At 58.0% G+C, this 17,185-nt stretch carries 18 protein-coding genes and 1 tRNA gene; 10 read left to right on the top strand and 9 right to left on the bottom strand.

What is annotated here, in order from left to right:
• Nucleotides 1-73 precede the first annotated feature (73 nt).
• The 7 genes from QFX07_RS07490 (at nt 74) to QFX07_RS07460 (ending at nt 6,202) form a co-directional block, all read left to right on the top strand.
• Nucleotides 74-886: an SGNH/GDSL hydrolase family protein gene (locus tag QFX07_RS07490; RefSeq protein ID WP_279741645.1), complete on the top strand. Its 813-nt coding sequence runs from the start codon at nt 74-76 to the stop codon at nt 884-886.
• Between the two features lie 810 nt (nt 887-1,696).
• Nucleotides 1,697-1,933, top strand: a complete 237-nt coding sequence (gene rpmB, locus QFX07_RS07485) for a 50S ribosomal protein L28 (protein ID WP_004005966.1) — start codon at nt 1,697-1,699, stop codon at nt 1,931-1,933.
• Between the two features lie 3 nt (nt 1,934-1,936).
• Nucleotides 1,937-2,107, top strand: a complete 171-nt coding sequence (gene rpmG / locus QFX07_RS07480; protein ID WP_004005967.1) for a 50S ribosomal protein L33 — start codon at nt 1,937-1,939, stop codon at nt 2,105-2,107.
• A 2-nt stretch (nt 2,108-2,109) separates the two neighbouring features.
• Nucleotides 2,110-2,415, top strand: a complete 306-nt coding sequence (gene rpsN, locus QFX07_RS07475; RefSeq protein WP_005506731.1) for a 30S ribosomal protein S14 — start codon at nt 2,110-2,112, stop codon at nt 2,413-2,415.
• A gap of 89 nt (nt 2,416-2,504) precedes the next feature.
• On the top strand, nt 2,505-2,792 hold the full coding sequence (locus QFX07_RS07470) for an HU family DNA-binding protein (RefSeq protein ID WP_279754238.1): 288 nt from the start codon (nt 2,505-2,507) through the stop codon (nt 2,790-2,792).
• A 529-nt stretch (nt 2,793-3,321) separates the two neighbouring features.
• Nucleotides 3,322-3,966 carry a hypothetical protein gene (locus tag QFX07_RS07465; RefSeq protein WP_279754239.1) on the top strand — a complete coding sequence of 215 codons (645 nt, stop codon included), beginning with the start codon at nt 3,322-3,324 and terminating at the stop codon, nt 3,964-3,966.
• 265 nt (nt 3,967-4,231) lie between these two features.
• Nucleotides 4,232-6,202 carry an NHL domain-containing thioredoxin family protein gene (locus QFX07_RS07460; protein WP_279754240.1) on the top strand — a complete coding sequence of 657 codons (1,971 nt, stop codon included), beginning with the start codon at nt 4,232-4,234 and terminating at the stop codon, nt 6,200-6,202.
• 286 nt (nt 6,203-6,488) lie between these two features.
• Here the strand turns inward: QFX07_RS07460 and QFX07_RS07455 are convergent, their stop codons facing one another.
• The gene (locus QFX07_RS07455) at nt 6,489-7,466 is read right to left on the bottom strand and encodes a zinc ribbon domain-containing protein (protein WP_279754241.1); all 978 of its coding nucleotides are present in this window, start codon (nt 7,464-7,466) and stop codon (nt 6,489-6,491) included.
• 63 nt (nt 7,467-7,529) lie between these two features.
• On the opposite strand from QFX07_RS07455, the gene QFX07_RS07450 reads away from it, so the two are divergent.
• Complete coding sequence (locus QFX07_RS07450) at nt 7,530-8,231, top strand: hypothetical protein (RefSeq protein ID WP_279754242.1); 702 nt, start codon at nt 7,530-7,532, stop codon at nt 8,229-8,231.
• Nucleotides 8,232-8,376: 145 nt separating this feature from the next.
• On the opposite strand, the gene QFX07_RS07445 is transcribed toward QFX07_RS07450, so the two are convergent.
• From QFX07_RS07445 to QFX07_RS07410, 8 genes are all read right to left on the bottom strand, one after another.
• Nucleotides 8,377-9,042, bottom strand: a complete 666-nt coding sequence (locus QFX07_RS07445) for a class I SAM-dependent methyltransferase (protein ID WP_279754243.1) — start codon at nt 9,040-9,042, stop codon at nt 8,377-8,379.
• Nucleotides 9,043-9,223: 181 nt separating this feature from the next.
• Nucleotides 9,224-10,336: a MauE/DoxX family redox-associated membrane protein gene (locus tag QFX07_RS07440; RefSeq protein ID WP_279754244.1), complete on the bottom strand. Its 1,113-nt coding sequence runs from the start codon at nt 10,334-10,336 to the stop codon at nt 9,224-9,226.
• Between the two features lie 247 nt (nt 10,337-10,583).
• A complete protein-coding gene (locus QFX07_RS07435; RefSeq protein ID WP_279754245.1) occupies nt 10,584-11,639 on the bottom strand; it encodes a ThiF family adenylyltransferase in 1,056 nt (351 codons plus the stop codon).
• Nucleotides 11,630-12,400: a thiazole synthase gene (locus QFX07_RS07430; protein WP_279754246.1), complete on the bottom strand. Its 771-nt coding sequence runs from the start codon at nt 12,398-12,400 to the stop codon at nt 11,630-11,632. The genes QFX07_RS07435 and QFX07_RS07430 overlap by 10 nt, the downstream gene beginning before the upstream one ends.
• A gap of 92 nt (nt 12,401-12,492) precedes the next feature.
• Entirely contained in the window at nt 12,493-12,690 is a 198-nt protein-coding gene (gene thiS, locus QFX07_RS07425) for a sulfur carrier protein ThiS (RefSeq protein WP_279754247.1), read from the bottom strand.
• 48 nt (nt 12,691-12,738) lie between these two features.
• Nucleotides 12,739-13,821, bottom strand: a complete 1,083-nt coding sequence (gene thiO / locus QFX07_RS07420) for a glycine oxidase ThiO (RefSeq protein WP_279754248.1) — start codon at nt 13,819-13,821, stop codon at nt 12,739-12,741.
• A gap of 2 nt (nt 13,822-13,823) precedes the next feature.
• On the bottom strand, nt 13,824-14,444 hold the full coding sequence (locus QFX07_RS07415; protein WP_279754249.1) for a thiamine phosphate synthase: 621 nt from the start codon (nt 14,442-14,444) through the stop codon (nt 13,824-13,826).
• Between the two features lie 352 nt (nt 14,445-14,796).
• Nucleotides 14,797-14,867, bottom strand: a tRNA-Gly gene (locus QFX07_RS07410).
• A 153-nt stretch (nt 14,868-15,020) separates the two neighbouring features.
• Here QFX07_RS07410 and dcd point away from each other — a divergent pair.
• Nucleotides 15,021-15,620 (top strand): dCTP deaminase, encoded by a 600-nt coding sequence (gene dcd / locus QFX07_RS07405; RefSeq protein WP_279741670.1) that lies wholly within the window; start codon nt 15,021-15,023, stop codon nt 15,618-15,620.
• 129 nt (nt 15,621-15,749) lie between these two features.
• Nucleotides 15,750-17,030 carry a P-loop NTPase family protein gene (locus tag QFX07_RS07400; RefSeq protein WP_279754250.1) on the top strand — a complete coding sequence of 427 codons (1,281 nt, stop codon included), beginning with the start codon at nt 15,750-15,752 and terminating at the stop codon, nt 17,028-17,030.
• Nucleotides 17,031-17,185 lie beyond the last annotated feature (155 nt).

Below are 17,185 nucleotides of genomic sequence, written 5' to 3'. Positions count from 1 at the left end.
TACATCGCGCGGGTGTGCCGGCTTCTTCCACAAAAGGGGGCAATCTCTACAGAGGCCCGGAAAGAAGAACACAATGACGACCCCGCTCCTGGACTCCAACGGCATGCTCAACGGTGAATCAGTACGCTACGTGGCAATCGGCGACTCCTTCACCGAAGGCGTGGGCGATGTTGACCGCCGCCGCCCTAACAGCCTGCGCGGCTGGGCAGACCGCGTTGCCGAAGGCCTCGGTGCAGTAGACCCGCAGGCGCAGTACGTAAACCTCGCCATCCGCGGCCGTCTGCTCATCCCCATCCTTGAGGAGCAGCTGCCCCACGCCTTGGAGTTGAAGCCCAACCTCGTCACCTTCTACGGCGGTGGCAACGACATCATGCGACCCAACGTGGATATTGACCGGCTCATGACTCACGTAGACGAAGCCTTCGCCACCCTGCGCGGCGAAGGAATCGAAGTGCTTACCGTAACCGGCCTGGATGTGCAGGGCCAAGGCCCCTTCTCCCGTACCCGCGGCCGCACTGCCACCTACAACGAGCTACTGCGCGGTATCGCTGAAGACTACGGCGTGCACATCATCGACTACTGGCGCTGGAATGACTTTCTCGACTGGCGTCTATGGGCTGACGATCGCCTGCACATGAACCACCTCGGCCACGAACGCTTCGCATCCCGCGTGCTGGCACAGCTCGGCCTGCCCGGTGTGGTCACCGAACCGGTAATACCCCCGGAGGTGCAGCTGACCGCTCGTGAGAAGGTCGAGCAGGAGGCACGCTGGGTCCGCGAGTTTGCCCTGCCGTGGATTGGTCGCCGGCTGAAGGGCACGAGCTCCGGCGACGGTGTGAGCCCCAAGTACCCGGAGTGGGTCCTCGCGGCAGGCCTTAAGAGCTAACGCCGAGGGTCGCATGTTACGGTGTAGAACTGTATGCCGGGGGAGTGCCATGCGCTGCATTTGTGCCGTATTTGTGTCTGCATCTACGCCGTAACGGGAAGGGGTCAATCCGCCGTTATTCGTACCGTTGCGAACCCATAGACTGCCCTTTAAAACCGGGGTGGAAGCGTTAAAACGAGAGTTAAATGCTCTTTAAACGCGTGTTTAAACCTGTTTAACAGCCCTACGCACACCGTAAGAGTTGGCTACGTGGGGCTGTCTACGGCTTAAAACCGGCTTAAGCTGTTAATCTCACAACACGAATTTCACCGGTGTAATTTATCCCCGGTCACATAGAGAATGTCCGTTCTTAAAATGGCGCATTAATGCCTGACTAGGGGTGTTATAGAATTCCTTAAAAACATCTGGACTTGCAAAAACACCCATTTTTGGTAGAATGGATAGGTATGTTTGCCGTTCGAGGGCAGGCGTGCATCTGCGAATCAAGCACTTCGCTTAAATGAGGTGCAATCGGCTCAGAACACCGAGATTCCGCGGATTTTTAAGGCAAAATCCGGCGTGCAGGCTTGCACGAACCCCCGTATTTACCTAGAATTTAACGCTGTTCGTAGTGGTGGAAACGCCTCTCGACACTAATAAGCTTCACCGTTTTTCCCGCGGCGGGGATCGATACGTGGCCTCTCACCCACGTGACGATCTCAAACACTCTAGCCCGGCGAATAACCCGGTGCTTCTACATTGGTGGCGGGACGCTCACGAGTAACATCGACTGCGTACCGTCATAAAAGTCAATCAATAAAGGAGTGAAACATGGCAGCAGTCTGCCAGGTGACCGGAGCTGTTCCCGGCTTTGGACACAGCATTTCGCACTCGCATCGCCGCAACAAGCGTCGATTCGATCCGAACGTTCAGAAGAAGACCTACTGGGTTCCTTCGCTGCGTCGTAAGGTAACCCTGAACGTGTCCGCTAAGGGCATCAAGGTTATCGATGCTCGTGGCATCGATGCCGTTGTTGCAGAAATCATCGCACGCGGGGAGAAGATCTAGTAAATGGCATCCAAGGCTAAGGACCTCCGTCCTATCATCAAGCTCAAGTCCACTGCTGGCACCGGTTACACCTACGTGACCCGTAAGAACCGCCGCAACAACCCCGACCGCATGGTGCTGAAGAAGTACGACCCCGTCGTCCGCAAGCACGTTGACTTCCGAGAGGAGCGCTAAGAATGGCTAAGAAGTCCAAGATCGCTCGCAACGAGCAGCGCAAGGTCATCGTCGCTCGCTACAACGAGAAGCGTATCGCACTGAAGAAGACCCTGATCGACGAGAACGCTACCCCCGAGGAGCGCGAAGCAGCACGCGTGGCACTGCAGAAGCTGCCCCGCAACGCTTCCCCCGTTCGCGTGCGTAACCGCGACCAGATCGACGGCCGCCCCCGCGGTACCTTCCAGAAGTTCGGTATCTCCCGCGTGCGCTTCCGCGAGATGGCACACCGTGGCGAGCTGCCCGGTATCACCAAGTCCAGCTGGTAAATCTGGTATTTTAGTTCCTAAACGGTTTTCCGTCGCAAGACGGTCACTCGCTTTAGACTCAAATCTAAGTCTCTGGAAGGGGCACCCTAATGGCTAAGAACCGTACCGAACTCGTTGCAGAGGTTGCAGAGAAGTCTGGCAAGAGCCAGGCAACCGTCAACGCAGTACTCGACGCAGTGTTCCAGGTTTTCGAGTCTTCCGTCTCCAAGGGCGAGAAGATTACCATCCCCGGTTGGATGGCAATCGAGCGCACCGACCGTGCAGCTCGTACCGGCCGTAACCCGCAGACCGGCGAAACTATCCAGATTCCCGCCGGTCACGGCGTGAAGCTGACCGCAGGCTCCAAGCTGAAGGCAGCAGTCGCTCAGAAGAAGTAACTCTTGAGACTTTGAATCTGACAAAAGACCCCCACCCTCACGGTGGGGGTCTTTTGTTATGCCTGCCCAAGGGAAAATAGTGGAGAAAACCCTGCCGAAGGGGGCTCAAGTAGCGGAAGCGCCCCTAGCAGGTGAGGCGGCCCCCTAGAATCGCTGATTAGTTGTGTCTTTATGACATTAATTGTGTGGTTGAGCTGAAAACACAGAAACTATCCCTATTTCACAGAAGAAGCTAGGGGGGACTACAGAAAAAATAAAGAAAACTTATACATATAGATAGAAAGCTATGCATAAGCTAAGCCAAAAAACCGCAAATATGAAACCCCTTTGGAAAAATACTTATACATTGCTGTCTGGACACAGCATAAACACAGCAAACTAAAGCTCAATCTTAGACTCACCCCCTATGCTGGAGTCACCGGTGAAGGAAAAGCCACACACAATACACAACGGCCCCATCCCACCCGGAAAATCAACCATACAAACCCGGGACGATTAATCTTCCGGTAGGCACAAGGAGAACCACCTCATGGAACGCCCAGCCCAGCATACTTCCGCACAGACCACCAACCGTCGCTTCCGCACCGGCGTGGCAGCACTGTCCCTCGCAGCAATCGCAGCACTCAGCCTGAGTGCCTGCGGTGAGCAGAATACATCCGCCGCCACTCCGGTACCCGTTGCCACTGCAACCGCCAAGGCTTCATCCACCGCCGATGCAGCAGGCAACGGCCAGGTTACCGTCAAAGCAAGCGACGCAGCCTCCCCGAGCGCCACTGCAACTAGTTCCCAAGGCACCGTCACCGTTACCGAAGACGGCGTGACCGTCAACGGTGCCAACGGTACCAGCGTCAACGCAGGCAACGGCAACGCAGCCGTCAACGGCTACACCATGATCCAGATCGACCCTGACGGCGGCTGGTCCTACCACGCCCCCAACGGCGATATTGTAGAAGTTGATGCTGACGGCTCTTGGGAACGCGTCGGCCCGAGTGGCAATATAGAGGTGAAAGCAGACGGCTCCTGGGAACAGACCGGTGAGAATGGCGTAGTCGAGGTAGAAGCTAACGGTGCCTGGAAACAGACCGGCGGCAAGAACACAATCGAAGTACCCTCCGTACCCCTCAAGCCTGTCGGCGCCACCGTGAACCCCGTCAAGCCCGTACAGCCCAAGTAAGCTGTAAAGAGTAATAGTAGCTAGTGATGCTTGCAGAGCGTAACAAGCCTGTGACTTATAAGACGCCCCGTGCGCATCCGAACGTGATGCGTGCGGGGCGCTTTTATGTATCCACACACTACCCGCAATGTGACTTAATATGACGAGTCATTAAGCCCCCAAGTCACAAACCTCAACTCCCAGCGAACCACCCACCCCACGCTGGCATAATGGGGACAGCAAACCAACGCGCCCACACATGGCGCACCCAACAGGAGAGAGAACCATGAGCGAGAACACCATCCGCAGCGTACGCGTACGTGCCAGCGAACTCGAAGGTCGAGCCTGGCTCAACACCGGCGACAAAAACCTCACCCTGCAGGATCTTCGCGGCAAAATCGTTATTCTCGACTTCTGGACCCTCTGCTGCATCAACTGCCTGCATGTCCTCGACGAACTACGCCCCCTCGAAGAAGAATTCTCCGATGTACTCGTCACCGTGGGCGTACACAGCCCCAAATTCGAACACGAAGCAGACCCCGTAGCGCTTGCCGCAGCCGTCGACCGCTACCACATCACCCACCCGGTACTCGACGACCCCGAATTGACCACCTGGCAGGCATACACCGCCCGCGCATGGCCCACCCTCGTCGTCGTCGACCCCGAAGGTTACATCGTCGCCCACCTCTCCGGCGAAGGCCACGTACAGGGCCTCACTTCCCTCGTCCATGAACTCGTCGCAGAACACGAAGCGAAGGGCACCCTGCACCGCGGCGACGGCCCCTACGTGCCTCGCCCCAAGGCAGCCGGCACCTACGCCTTCCCCGGCAAAGCAATCGAACTGCCCGCTCAATTTGGCCCCGCAAACCTCTTCGGCAACCGCGAACGTACCTACCTCGTCGCAGACAGCGCACGCCACCGCATCCTGCAGGTAGCAGCCGACCTCAACACCGTCATCAACACCTACGGTGGCGGCGATGACCCCGTCAACCACCCCGTCAAGGGCCACGTCGACGGTACCGCCACCGAAGCACGCTTCAACGAACCCGCAGGCCTCGCCCTCGTACCCGAAAACCTGCGCGAACAGCTCGGCTACGACGTGCTGGTAGCCGACACCGTCAACCACCGCCTGCGCTCCCTCAACCTGAGCACCGGTGAAGTGCGCACCCTCGCAGGCAACGGCGTGCAGCGCGTCATCGACGGCGAAAACACCATTACCGGTGACCCCAACCACATCCCCGCCGGCGTACCCGCCACCGAGATCGCGCTCTCCTCACCCTGGGATGCCGTCTACTCCCGCGAAGCCGGCCAGTTCATCATCGCCATGGCAGGCACCCACCAGCTCTTCGGCTACGACCCCACCAACGGTGCCGTCAGCATCTTCGCAGGCTCCGGCGTCGAAGGCCTCGCCGACGGCCCCGCCGCCGACGCATGGTTCGCCCAGCCCTCCGGCATCATCGAAGCACGCGACGGCAGCCTCTGGATCGCATGCTCCGAAACCAGCGGCCTGCGCCACGTCACTTTCGCCGAAGACGGCGTACAGGTCACCTCCGCCGTTGGCAAAGGCCTGTTCGACTTCGGCTTCGTCGACGGTGACTCCGACACCGCCCGCATGCAGCACCCCCTCGGTCTGACCGAACTACCCGACGGATCCATCGCAGTCGCTGACACTTACAACGGCGCCATCCGCCGCTGGGACCCCGCAACCGGCACCCTCGGTACCCTCGAACGCGGCCTCGATGAACCCTCCGACCTGCTCGTCGAAGAAGTACCCGGCGAAGAACCGCGCCTCATCATCGTCGAAACAAACGCCCACCAGCTTGTACGCGCCTCCATCCCCGCCAAGGCACAGCACGTCGACGAAGGCGCCATCACCACCGCACGCCCCTCCACCAAGCTCACCGGCGGCACCCTCAAATTCACCTCACGATTCACCGTGCCCACCGGCCAGAAGCTTGACACCCGCTGGGGCGACCCCACTCAGCTGAAGATCTCATCCACCCCCGAGAACTTCATCCTGGAAGGGGCCGGCACCTCCACCGGACTGACCCGCACCCTCGTGCTCAACCCCGAAATCACCGAGGCAGTCCTGCACATCACCGCCCGCGCCGCCGCCTGCGACGGCACCCCCGGCGGTGATATCCCCGAGCACGCAGCATGCCACCTCTACCAGCAGGACTGGGGTATTCCCGTCGTCGTGACCGGTGACGAGGCAGACGAAAGCGAACTCGTCCTGGACCTGCGCGGTATCAACTAGGGATCTATAACAGAAAAGAATTAAGGGTCAGTATTATCCTCGCTCCTACAGGTGCACCCGTCCTCGTTATACTCGGACACCCCCTGATATCGATACGGATAATACTGACCCTATTCTGTTGTGCTGCCCTAATACCGCTGCGGATAGTGCCGGTTCCCTTTGTACTTTTAGGATTGTGGGATGCGAAAAGGCTGGGTCATCCTCGCTCCTACAGGGGCACCCGTCCTCGCTTCGCTCGGGCACCCTGATGTCGTATTCAGAGTATATTGGCTCTCGCCGTTCGTTCTTAGAAGGAGACGCGGACCGCCTTCGCATCCGCCTCCACCGACGCCTTCAACGTAAACGGAATCTCCTTCTGCACCTGCGAACGTGTACCCGTGTATAAATCCAACTGAGTAAACGACACCTTCGCCGTACCCGACATCGGCTTCAACGACCACACACCCGCCGAACTCACACTCACCTGCGGATCCGCAACCTTCTCAACAGACCACTTCACCTCAGAATCCACACGCCCCGTAAACGCATACTCAAAAGGGCACCCACCAGGATAAAGAGTGCTCTGCTGGGTGCACTTCTGCAAATGATCCTGCACCTGCTCCTTCACCGACGACAAAGCATTATCACTCGGCTTCAACTCCATACGCACCGAATGATTCGCATCCTGCGCAGTCACCACCTCATTCACCTTCTGCGCTGTATACACCGTCGAATCATAGGACACCGCATACACACCCGGATAAAACACCGGGAACGACGCCGCACCCTTATCTACCGCAACCTTACGGTTATTAATCGTCGCAGCCTCCACACCCTGAATATTCACCTTCACCGACGGCAAAGACGCCTCATCAATAGCCCATTTATCAAAAAAGCCCCAATGCGTGCCCGAACGGTGCAAACGAAAATCCGTATGCTGCTGCGAACCCCCCAAAGAATATGAAGCACGCACCGTCGCATGCTCACCATCCTCGCTGGTCTCCACCACCTCATACGACACCTCACCCAAAGAAGACACCGAACGCCTCAAAGCATCCCCATCCAGCAGCGACGCATCACCCTCCGGAATCTGCGCGCCCAATAAACCACGCGCATACGAACCATTACCCGTACGCAACGCATGAAAATACTCCCGCACCTGACCCGTCGGACCATACACCAGCTTATTCGTCATAACCAGCGCCGCAGTAGCCACAGAAACCGCCACCACAACACCGACCATCCACATTGCCAGGACCCGCTCCACGGGAGAAAAATTACGCATAGAACCAGAGTAACGCAGGTAGTCCGCTAGGTTTCACGCACCGCACACACTAAAGTTGTGTATATGGCAGAACGCGCTCACGAAGTCCCCGCCAAATACGGCGAAGTCAACGAACTATTCCACCCCCGCATGCGCTCCTACGGTAGGCGCATCGAAGCGGCACTCCCCGGCACCATCGTGCTCCTCGCCGCGCTCGCCTTCATCTTCTACAAGCGACCAGCCCTGCCGTACACCATCTTTGTGCTTCTTATCGGCACCATCGCAGGTATCAACCTCTACTCAGTCCTCAAACCCACCATTATCGTCATCACCAAAACCCACGTGCTCCGTGCACGCACCTTCGGATGGTTAGCCGTACCCCTCGAAAACATCGACCACACCATCTACGCCGAAAAGCTCTACCCAAAAAAAGCCTACGGCCAGAAACTCAAAACCGTTGCCGGCCGCTTACGCTACCGTAGCTTCCCTGCCATGTGGGCCGTTGACAAAGACGGCAAACAACTCATGCGCATCGACGGACGCATCTGGGACGGCAAAACTATGCGAGAAGTCTCCTCCAAACTCTCCGCCCAAACCACCATCTACAAGCAGATCAACGTGGTCAATATGGACAAAGAACACAAGGGACTTATCACCTTCAATGAACTACACCCCGGCTGGCGTTCCAGCCTCATGACCGCACTCGCCGTCATCATCGTGGCAATCCTCTTCGCAGCATCCTTCATGCCCGAAGAAATCGCCCGCACCATCTACCTTATCCGCTAGAACACCCACGCTTCACCGGTGCTTCTTCTTGGATGTGCATCTTCCGAATACGGAATGGCCCGGTACCCACCCCACACGGGGGTAAGCGCCGGGCCATTTGTATGCCTAACTCAAGACGCATTGCGCGCCAGTTTTAGAAGCGAGCCTAGTTCGCCGGGCGCGACAACACCGCCACCAAAAAATCCGAAGAGCCCCCAACAAACGGGTGCATCTGCCACGACGAATACGTGTTATCAACATTCAGACCAGCCGCGCGCGCATCAGAGAGGAACTGCTCAAACGCATAATCACGGCCCGGACCCGAACCATACCCAACCACCGCACGGCCACCAGGAGCCAACACGCGACGGAAATTCTCCACCACCGGCTTACGAGTCGAACGGGCCAGGAAACCCATCACATTACCCGCACACACCAGCAGCTCAAAACCATTCTCCGCCGTCGCGTCACCCTCAATGCCCAGCACCTCCGGCAAATCCACCAAATCAGCGGTAATCCAAGTAGCATCCGGGCAGACGCGGCGCGCCTCCTCAATCAGCTCAGGATCAATATCAACACCCGTCACACGGTGACCCAACGCGTGCAGTTGCTTACCCACACGACCAGGACCCGAACCCGCATCAAGAATCTTCGCACCACGAGAAGCCATAGCGTTCACCAGACGAGACTCACCCGCCATATCATTACCCTCAGCCTCCATCGCCTTAAAACGGTCAATGTACCACTGAGAATGATTCGGGTTGCTCTCCTTACGGACCAGCCACAAGGACTTCTCACGCTCACCCGGAGCGTTGAAACTCATCATTGCCATAAAAACTCCTTAGACAGGGTTGGGATGCGCCAACCGCCACCAGGCAAGGTGACCGCGGCATATATGCGGTGTGTGCGCTACGTTCTAGCATAGCCCCACCCGGCACCTGCCAGTAAGGGCAGTAAGAGCCGGACGGGGCTATCGAGGCCTCACAAAAAGCAGAGAAACTACAGAGGAACGGTTAGAGGTGATCGCCAGCAGTACTCGATGTATCCTCAGCAAGCGCCTTACGCATCTGCTCTTGACGCTCCTCCTGAGCCAGACGAGCAACCTCAGCGAACTGCGCCTCAATATCGGCAAGCAGCTCCTCAACCTGCTCCTTACCAGCCACCGGGCCGCCAGCAATCAGACCATCAGCACCCAAAACCACAGCCAACGGCACACCATTACCGAAATTCGCGTGCGCACCAGCCTCACGGTCAATCAACGGAGTCAAACCCTCCGGCAACGTACCCGCATTACGCGAGGTCTGCAACGAATCCAGACTCGAATACACCGGATGCAACGCCACCTGCGGCAGACGCTGCTGCCACGAAGACATCGTCTTCAAAAACTTCACACAACCAGCGCAGGTCGCCGACACAAACACCAGCACACGCGCCTGATTCTTAGCCAACGCACGCATATTCGTGTGGTGACCATTCTCCAGGTACAGCGCCGCATGCGGAATCGGCACGCGAACATACTGCTCTTCACCGTCCTCGTCATACACCGGCTCCGGCAAAATCACCTCAGCCTGCGGCTCCGGCTGTGCAAGAGCATCACCGCGGCGGACAGCCTCCAACGTCACAGCAATCAGCGCTGCCCCAAAAACCCAAGTCCAGCCGCTATTACCCAGACCCAGCAGAGTTGACACAACACCCGTGCCGCCCCTCAATGCGCTTGCATGCGCACCAGCCGTCGCCAGCAACAACGTAACATTACGGACCAGCGTATAACGGCTCACCGGCGCATTCGATTCAGAACCAAAACAATTACAACCCGCAGTACGACCCGTCGCCAGCGCGCGCGCAATCACCACCGTATAGAACAGCATCAGAATCAACGCCAAACCCGAAGCAATCACAACAGACAAACGCTCCGGCGACAGCAACAGGACGGCGGCTAGTGCGATTTCGAACCACGGCAAGATCAGCGACACCGCACGGGTCGGCGCGATCTTCTCCAAACCAAGATTCTGAATACCGGTCACGGTACTCTGCGGGTCCTTCGCCTTAGCAATACCGCTAATCAACAAAGTCAACGCAACAAGTGCCGTACACAAAACGAGCGGCACAGTAGAGATGGTGAGCATAAAACTCCTAGAGTGAGTGTGCGAAAACAGGAGGCGGCAACGGCAGCTTTTAGGCAAAGCTCTTTAAGCAGGACAAACCGCGCGATGTGCCGCCGTGTTATACACGATTTTACGCCCTGCACATGGGGAATTGTCCCTACGAGTTAAGCGGAAAGCGGTATACGCCCTCGTTCCTACAGGGGCACCCGCCCTCGCTTCGGGCACCCTGATGTCGCTTCCGGAAGGGATAGCTACGCCTTGTACGCGCTTAGATAGCCGTCAGAAGCACCCCGTACTCGCCCGCCAGCTCGGTGTACGCCTGCACAAAGCGTTGAGCTCGCGCACCCGAGGCGCAGAAAACGCCCACGTGCTGATCACGCACCGACTCAAACAGGCTCAGCAACTCTGCGGGCACGTCGGTTGCCGGCAGTAGGGAACCCGCCGTGTCGCTCAGCTGCGACAGCGGTACATGCAACGAACCCTCATGCTTCACCGACTCCTCACGCTCGGGCGCCTCACGCACATCCAGCAGAACCTGCGGGACCTCATGCGCCGACAAATCCACCGGAACCACACGTGCCGGATCCGGCACCGCTCCAAACGACGTACACGTACCCGACAAGGCATCATACGTCAGCAGAGTACCCGCCGCCGTCGGTAAACCGCTCACATACTTGAGCACCTCCGTCGCCATCAGCGAACCCACCACAGCTGTTGTAGCTCCCAACACCCCGGCAAGCGCACACGACTCCACCGTCTGCGGAGTTGTCGGAAAAATATCACGCAAATGCGCGCCATCCGACTCAAAAAGACTGACCGAACCGCCAAAACGCAGAACCGTGCCCCACACCAGTGGCAGACCTGCAACTTGTGCGGCATCTGCAATCAGATACTTTGACGCAAATGTATCCGTACAATCCACCACACAATCCGGTGCCGACGTGGCGAAAAGATCCAAAATCCAGGACGCATCCACATGCCGAACCGATATCTCTACCGTTAAAGACGGGCACAACTCCAGCGCACGGCGCGCCGCAACCTCCGCCTTCGGCTTACCCACATCAGGCACACCAAAAAGCGGCTGACGCTGGATATTCGACAGCTCCACCGAATCAGAATCGACAATATGCAGATACCCCACACCCGCCGCAGCCAACGCCTGCACCACAGGACACCCCAAACCGCCAGCACCAATGACCAACACGCGGGCCGCCGCCACTGCATCCTGATCAAAGCCGGGCAGACGACGCTGACGGTCGGTGCGCTCGCGATCCAGTAGCGCATGGTCCGGATTTACCGGGGTAGGGGAGAGATTTACATCCATGAGACCAGACCCTCCGACGGCGATGATGCTTTCGCATGCTCACGCACCGGAATGCGACCCGCCTCGCGCGCCAGTGCGCCAGCCTTCACAGCATGCTTCATGGCCTGAGCCATTGCTACCGGGTTCTCGGCACGGTTGACAGCCGAGGCCAACAGCACAGCATCACAACCTAGTTCCATGGCCAGGGCGGCGTCTGAGGCGGTACCCACACCAGCGTCTAGTACCACCGGAACCTGGGTGCGGGAAGCAATCAGCTCAATATTGTGCGGGTTCAAAATGCCCAGGCCGGTGCCAATCGGCGCTCCCAACGGCATAACCGCGGCAACGCCCGCGTCCTCCAGACGAGCGGCAGCCACCGGATCATCAGAGGTGTACGCGAGCACCGTGAAATCCTCAGCGACCAGCTGCTCGCAAGCGTTCAACAGCTCCACGGTGTCCGGAAGTAGGGTGTCTTCGTCATGGATGATTTCGACCTTCACCCATGAGGTACCCAGCGCCTCGCGGGCGAGCATCGCGGTCATTACTGCGTCGGCTGCTGTACGGCAACCTGCGGTGTTCGGTAGCGGTGCAATATTGAGTTTTTGCAGAAGCGGAAAGATGGGGGTTCCTGCCGCGTGACGGCGCATAGCGACGGTCGTCATCTCAGTGCCGGAGGCGATAAGCGCCTGCTCGAGCAGGTCCATGCTGGTGGCGCCTCCGGAGCCCATGATGAGGCGGGAGCTGAAAGTACGGTCGCCAATGGTGAGCGGTGTAAGGCTCATGAGTTCTCCTCTATGGGAACGGTGCAGTGGGTGTGTATGGCGTACACACCCACCCAATATGTAGAACGTATATTCTTTTTCTGAGGGAGGTATTAGCCGCCCTGGACGGCGGTGAGAGCATCTACCCGGTCGCCATCGTTCAGCACTGAATTCTTCCAAGCGGAACGAGGCAAGATGCTGCGGTTGAGCGCGACAGCCACACCAGCATCAGTGCCAAACTGCTCCATGACAAGGTCAAATACTGTTGCAGTGTTGGTGGTGAGCAGCTCACCGTTATATGTGATGGTCATGCGAAATCCTTTCGTGAGGGCGCCGGGTGCACCCGGCGGGGAATGTGTTTAGTGGGTGAATCGTGCCGGGTCGCACGCCTGCATGATGGGCGGAATATCTGCCCCGCAGGCAACCTCAGCACCAATCTTGCCGGCGAGCGCAGCGAGCAGAATACCGTGGCGGAAATAGCCCGTGGACACGAGTTGGCGGGTGCCATCAGCGCGTGTGCGGTACCCGAAGATAGGCAGGTCGTCCGGGGTGCCGGGACGGGCGCCGACGTTCGCCTCCAATAGTTCGCATTCTTCAATAGCTGGGACGAGGCGAATCGCGTCACGCAGTAGCTGGTATACACCGTCAATGGCGGGCAGCGTGCGGTGGTCTTCGCGGCTGGTCGCGCCGATGCACAGCTCCCCGTCAGGGCGGGGGATGAGGTAGACGGGACGGGAATTCACGTAGCCGCGCACCACGTGCTTGAGGATGGGCCGCGGGACGTGCAGACGCAGAATGTCCCCGTAGACGGGGCGTAGCGGGTAGTCCCCGTGTAGTGTTGCCCCTAGTCCGGTGCAGATAATGTCGCCTGCGTCCGGGTCGGTGACCTGTTCGGCGCTGAAGGTGACACCGCGATGCACCAAGGCATCTTTTAGAGCACGGACCATGAGTCGCGGGTGCAGCTGATGGTCGCTGGGGATGCTCACGGCACCAGCAATACGCGGCGCCAGGAGCGGTTCGAGGGCGCGCGCCTGCGTGGGGGTGACTGCGTCTGCGGGGCGGTTCATGTCCCGGTAGTAGGCGCGGGTGCGTTGCAGGTGCTCGGCGTCGGCGCGGTCGGCTGCGACGATGAGCGTGCCGGTAGTGTCGTAGCCGGTGGGTAGATCGGTCGCGCGACTAAGCCGCTCCATAAGGGAGGGGTAGGCATCAGCGCTAGCGGTCATGAGCGGGAAGAGCGCATCCTGCTGGAATTGTACTTCTGCGATGGGTGCGAGCATACCGCCGGCGTAGTGGCTGGCGGCGGGGTAGAGGGGCGTGCCGTCGGCGGCGGTGCCGTAGTCGCTGGTTTCGGCGTCGATGAGGTGTACGCTTTCGCCACGTTCAGTGAGCTCAAACGCGGTGGTGAGGCCAATGATTCCGCCGCCAATGATGGTGATGGTCATGGCTATGCCTGCAGTGCGGGGTTGTCGACGAAGGCGCGGACCATGGCGATTCCGGCGACTCCGGTGGTGCGGATGGCAGGGCAGTCTTCGGGGGTGATGTCGCCGATAGCTACGGTGGGTACGGCGGACAGTTCGGCAAGTTCGCGGAGCCCATCAATGCCGAGGGGCGGGCGGTTGGACTGCTTGGTGGGGCTGGGGCGGAATGGCCCGGTGCCAATGTAGTCGATCAGGTGCGCGATCTTGTTCGATTCTTCGACGAGCTGCCGAGTGCCGGTGGTCAGACCGATGATTGCGTCGGTACCGAGGAGGGCGCGGGCGTCGGCTACGGGCAGGTCGTCTTGACCGATGTGCACGCCGTCAACGCGCACGCCGCGGGCACGCAACGCGAGGGCGACATCAACACGGTCATCGATGAGCAGAGTCTGGTGGGGTTGGATGATGCCGGCGATAGCTTCGGCGAGCTGGTAGAGCTCGCGCGCACTGATGGGTTTGGAGCGAACCTGAATACAGGTGGCATGTTGTGCCTGCTTCACGGTTTCGAGGGGGTTGTCTCCGGTGACAAGGTAAAGGCTCAGATCGAGGGGGGTTGAGGGGGTGGTGTAGGGGTGCGTTTCGCGGTTCATGCGGGTCTACGATTCGTCGTCAAGTAGATGTTTTTGAGAAAATCTCTCATTGAATTTCTGTGGCCAGAGTAGCACAGCTGTGTGCTGAATTGAACAATCTTCAAGCTTTTTGATGTGCGTGTGCTTGGCGCGCTATACACTTCTTTCGCTCCTGCAGGAGCTAGGAACATACCCCTCAACCCGTCGAGGCTATGAGAAAAGCCTCTTACCGTGGGGTAGAAGGCTTGAGGAGAGCGGCTGACGGGCTGGAGGGCGGAAATCCCGAGCGTGCGAGGGAATGTATTTCCACCTGGAAGCGATTCCCGCCTCAGCCGCAAAAAGCTTCTTACCGTGGGGTAGAAGGCTTGAGGAGAGCGGCTGACGGGAATCGAACCCGCGTATCAGGCTTGGGAAGCGTGCGCTCTACCATTGAGCTACAGCCGCATCTTTTTCAGTGTAGCGCGCTTGCTTGTCAGGCGTGAAATGTGTTGCGGCTGTTTGTGCGCGGGGTGTCGGGGTTGAAATGTGATGTAGGACTGTGTGCTGAGGCTAGTGGATGCCTGCACGTGGGTGGTGTTTGCCAGGTATCCTTTAAGCGTGCTTATTTCAGATCGCGATATTCGTCAAGAGATTGCTGATGGGCGCATCGTTCTTGAACCGTTCGATGAGTCGATGATTCAGCCTGCAAGTGTGGACGTGAGGATTGATCGTTTCTTCCGTCTGTTCGATAACCATAAGTACCCGCATATTGATCCTGCTCAGCCGCAGGAGGATTTGACGCGCCTGGTGGAGGTGGCTCCTGATGAGCCGTTTATTCTGCATCCGGGTGAGTTTGTGTTGGGCTCTACGTATGAGAAGGTGACGCTGCCTGATGATGTGGCTGCCCGTTTGGAGGGTAAGTCGTCCTTGGGTCGTTTAGGTCTTCTGACTCACTCTACGGCTGGTTTTATTGATCCTGGTTTTTCTGGGCATGTGACGCTTGAGTTGTCGAATATGGCGACTTTGCCGATTATGTTGTGGCCGGGTTCTAAGGTTGGTCAGTTGTGTTTCTTCCGTTTGAGTAGCCCGACTGAGCATCCGTATGGTTCTGGTGCGTATGGTAACCGTTACCAGGGTCAGCGTGGCCCGACTGCTTCGCGTAGTTATTTGAATTTTCATCAGACGATGATTCCTACGGACGGTTCTGTGGAGTCTTAGTCTTTCCCGCTTTGGGGTGCGGGTGTACAGGCTGTGTGTTTGTGCGCCTGCGTTGGGCGGTTTTTTACCTGTGTGCTCGTGCGTTCACTCGCGTGCGGGTTTTTATCTCTCACTCTCTAAGGATTTTTGATGAATCTGAAGCCTGCTGTTTTGCGTGTTGCTGGCGCGGAAGTTCCTTTGTGTCTGATCGATATGTCGGACTCTTTTGTGGAGCGTTTTAAGAAGGCGTGGGAGCCTCTTACCCCGGAGTTTTTTGATACTCCTGATGAGGCGTATGCTTCGTTGTCTCGTTTTGATCAGGTGATGCTGGTTCATGCACCGACTGATGAGTCGGTGATGGATTTGGCGAATCCGTTGATGGGTTCGTTTGATAAGGTGTCGACACTGCGTGTTGATAATGATGACGCGGGTATGCAGGAATTGACGAGCCGTATTACGTTGGCGATGATTGAGCAGCTGGTTGGTCGCGGTGTGATGCTGCATGCGGCTGTTATTGGTGACCCTGAGTCGAAGCGCGCTGTGGCGCTGGTGGGTGTTTCTGGTAGCGGTAAGACGACTGCATCGCGTTTCTTGGGTTCGAAGCTTGCGTACCTGACTGATGAGACGGCGATTATTTCAGATGAGGGTGTTGTGTCGCCGTATCCGAAGCCGCTGTCTGTGATTGTTGACCCGAATGCGCCGAAGGATCAGCAGAACCCGGTGGATTTGGGTCTGAACGTGGTTGATCGTGATGACCTCAGCTATAAGCTGTCGCGTATTGTGTTCATTTCTCGTAATGAGTCGGCTTCTGAGCCGTATTTTGAGCGTGTTCCGCTGCATGAGGCTCTGGTGTTCTTGAGTGAGCAGAGCTCGGGTCTGGCGCGTCACCCTGAGGGTGTTGTGTCGCTGGCTAAGCTGGTGGAGCGTTGCGGTGGCGTGTGGCGTCTGGTGTACTCGGAGGTTGAGGATACTCTGCCGCTGGTTCAGGATCTGCTGAATGGTGGTGAGCTGCCAAATGCTGATGAGGTTGAGAAGCTGGAGAAGTACACGGTTGAGGATTACCTGCCGGGTGTGTTCTTGAACGGTACGATTGCGGTGTCTCGTATGCCGGGTACTTCGGGTGTGCGTGTGGGTGAGGACGGCCCGTTCTTGCTGCTGCGTGATACTGAGCTGAATGAGCTGTCTGATTTTGCGGCTGAGTGCTGGCTGCAGGCTGAGGGCGACATTTCGTACGATGACCTGTTTGCCCGTCTGGCTGGGATTTTTGAGGGCCTGCCTGCTGAGGCGTATGACGAGAACTTGAGAGCCCTGGCGGCTGGTTTGATGTTGTGGGTCCGTGCGATTGATGATCCGCTGATTGATGACGCAACCTGGGTTCAGCTGAGTAGCGATGAGGTTCTGGACGATGAGGACGACGTGGTGGAGAACTAGCCACTGCGGCTCTCTGGCATAGCTCTCTGAGCTCCGCTTGATAAGCATTGCTTAAGCACAGGGGAGGGGCGGGTAGAAGATAATTCTTCTACCCGCCCCTCCCTTTGTGTTCGCGGAATTGCGTTTGCAAGGTTGCGTTTGTGGGGTCTGCAGGA

It is taken from the genome of Rothia similimucilaginosa (assembly GCF_029850985.2).
In the GTDB taxonomy this organism is placed as follows: Bacteria; Actinomycetota; Actinomycetes; order Actinomycetales; family Micrococcaceae; genus Rothia.
Note: the sequence above shows the minus strand (reverse complement) of the source record. Positions and strands in the feature narration are given on the sequence as shown.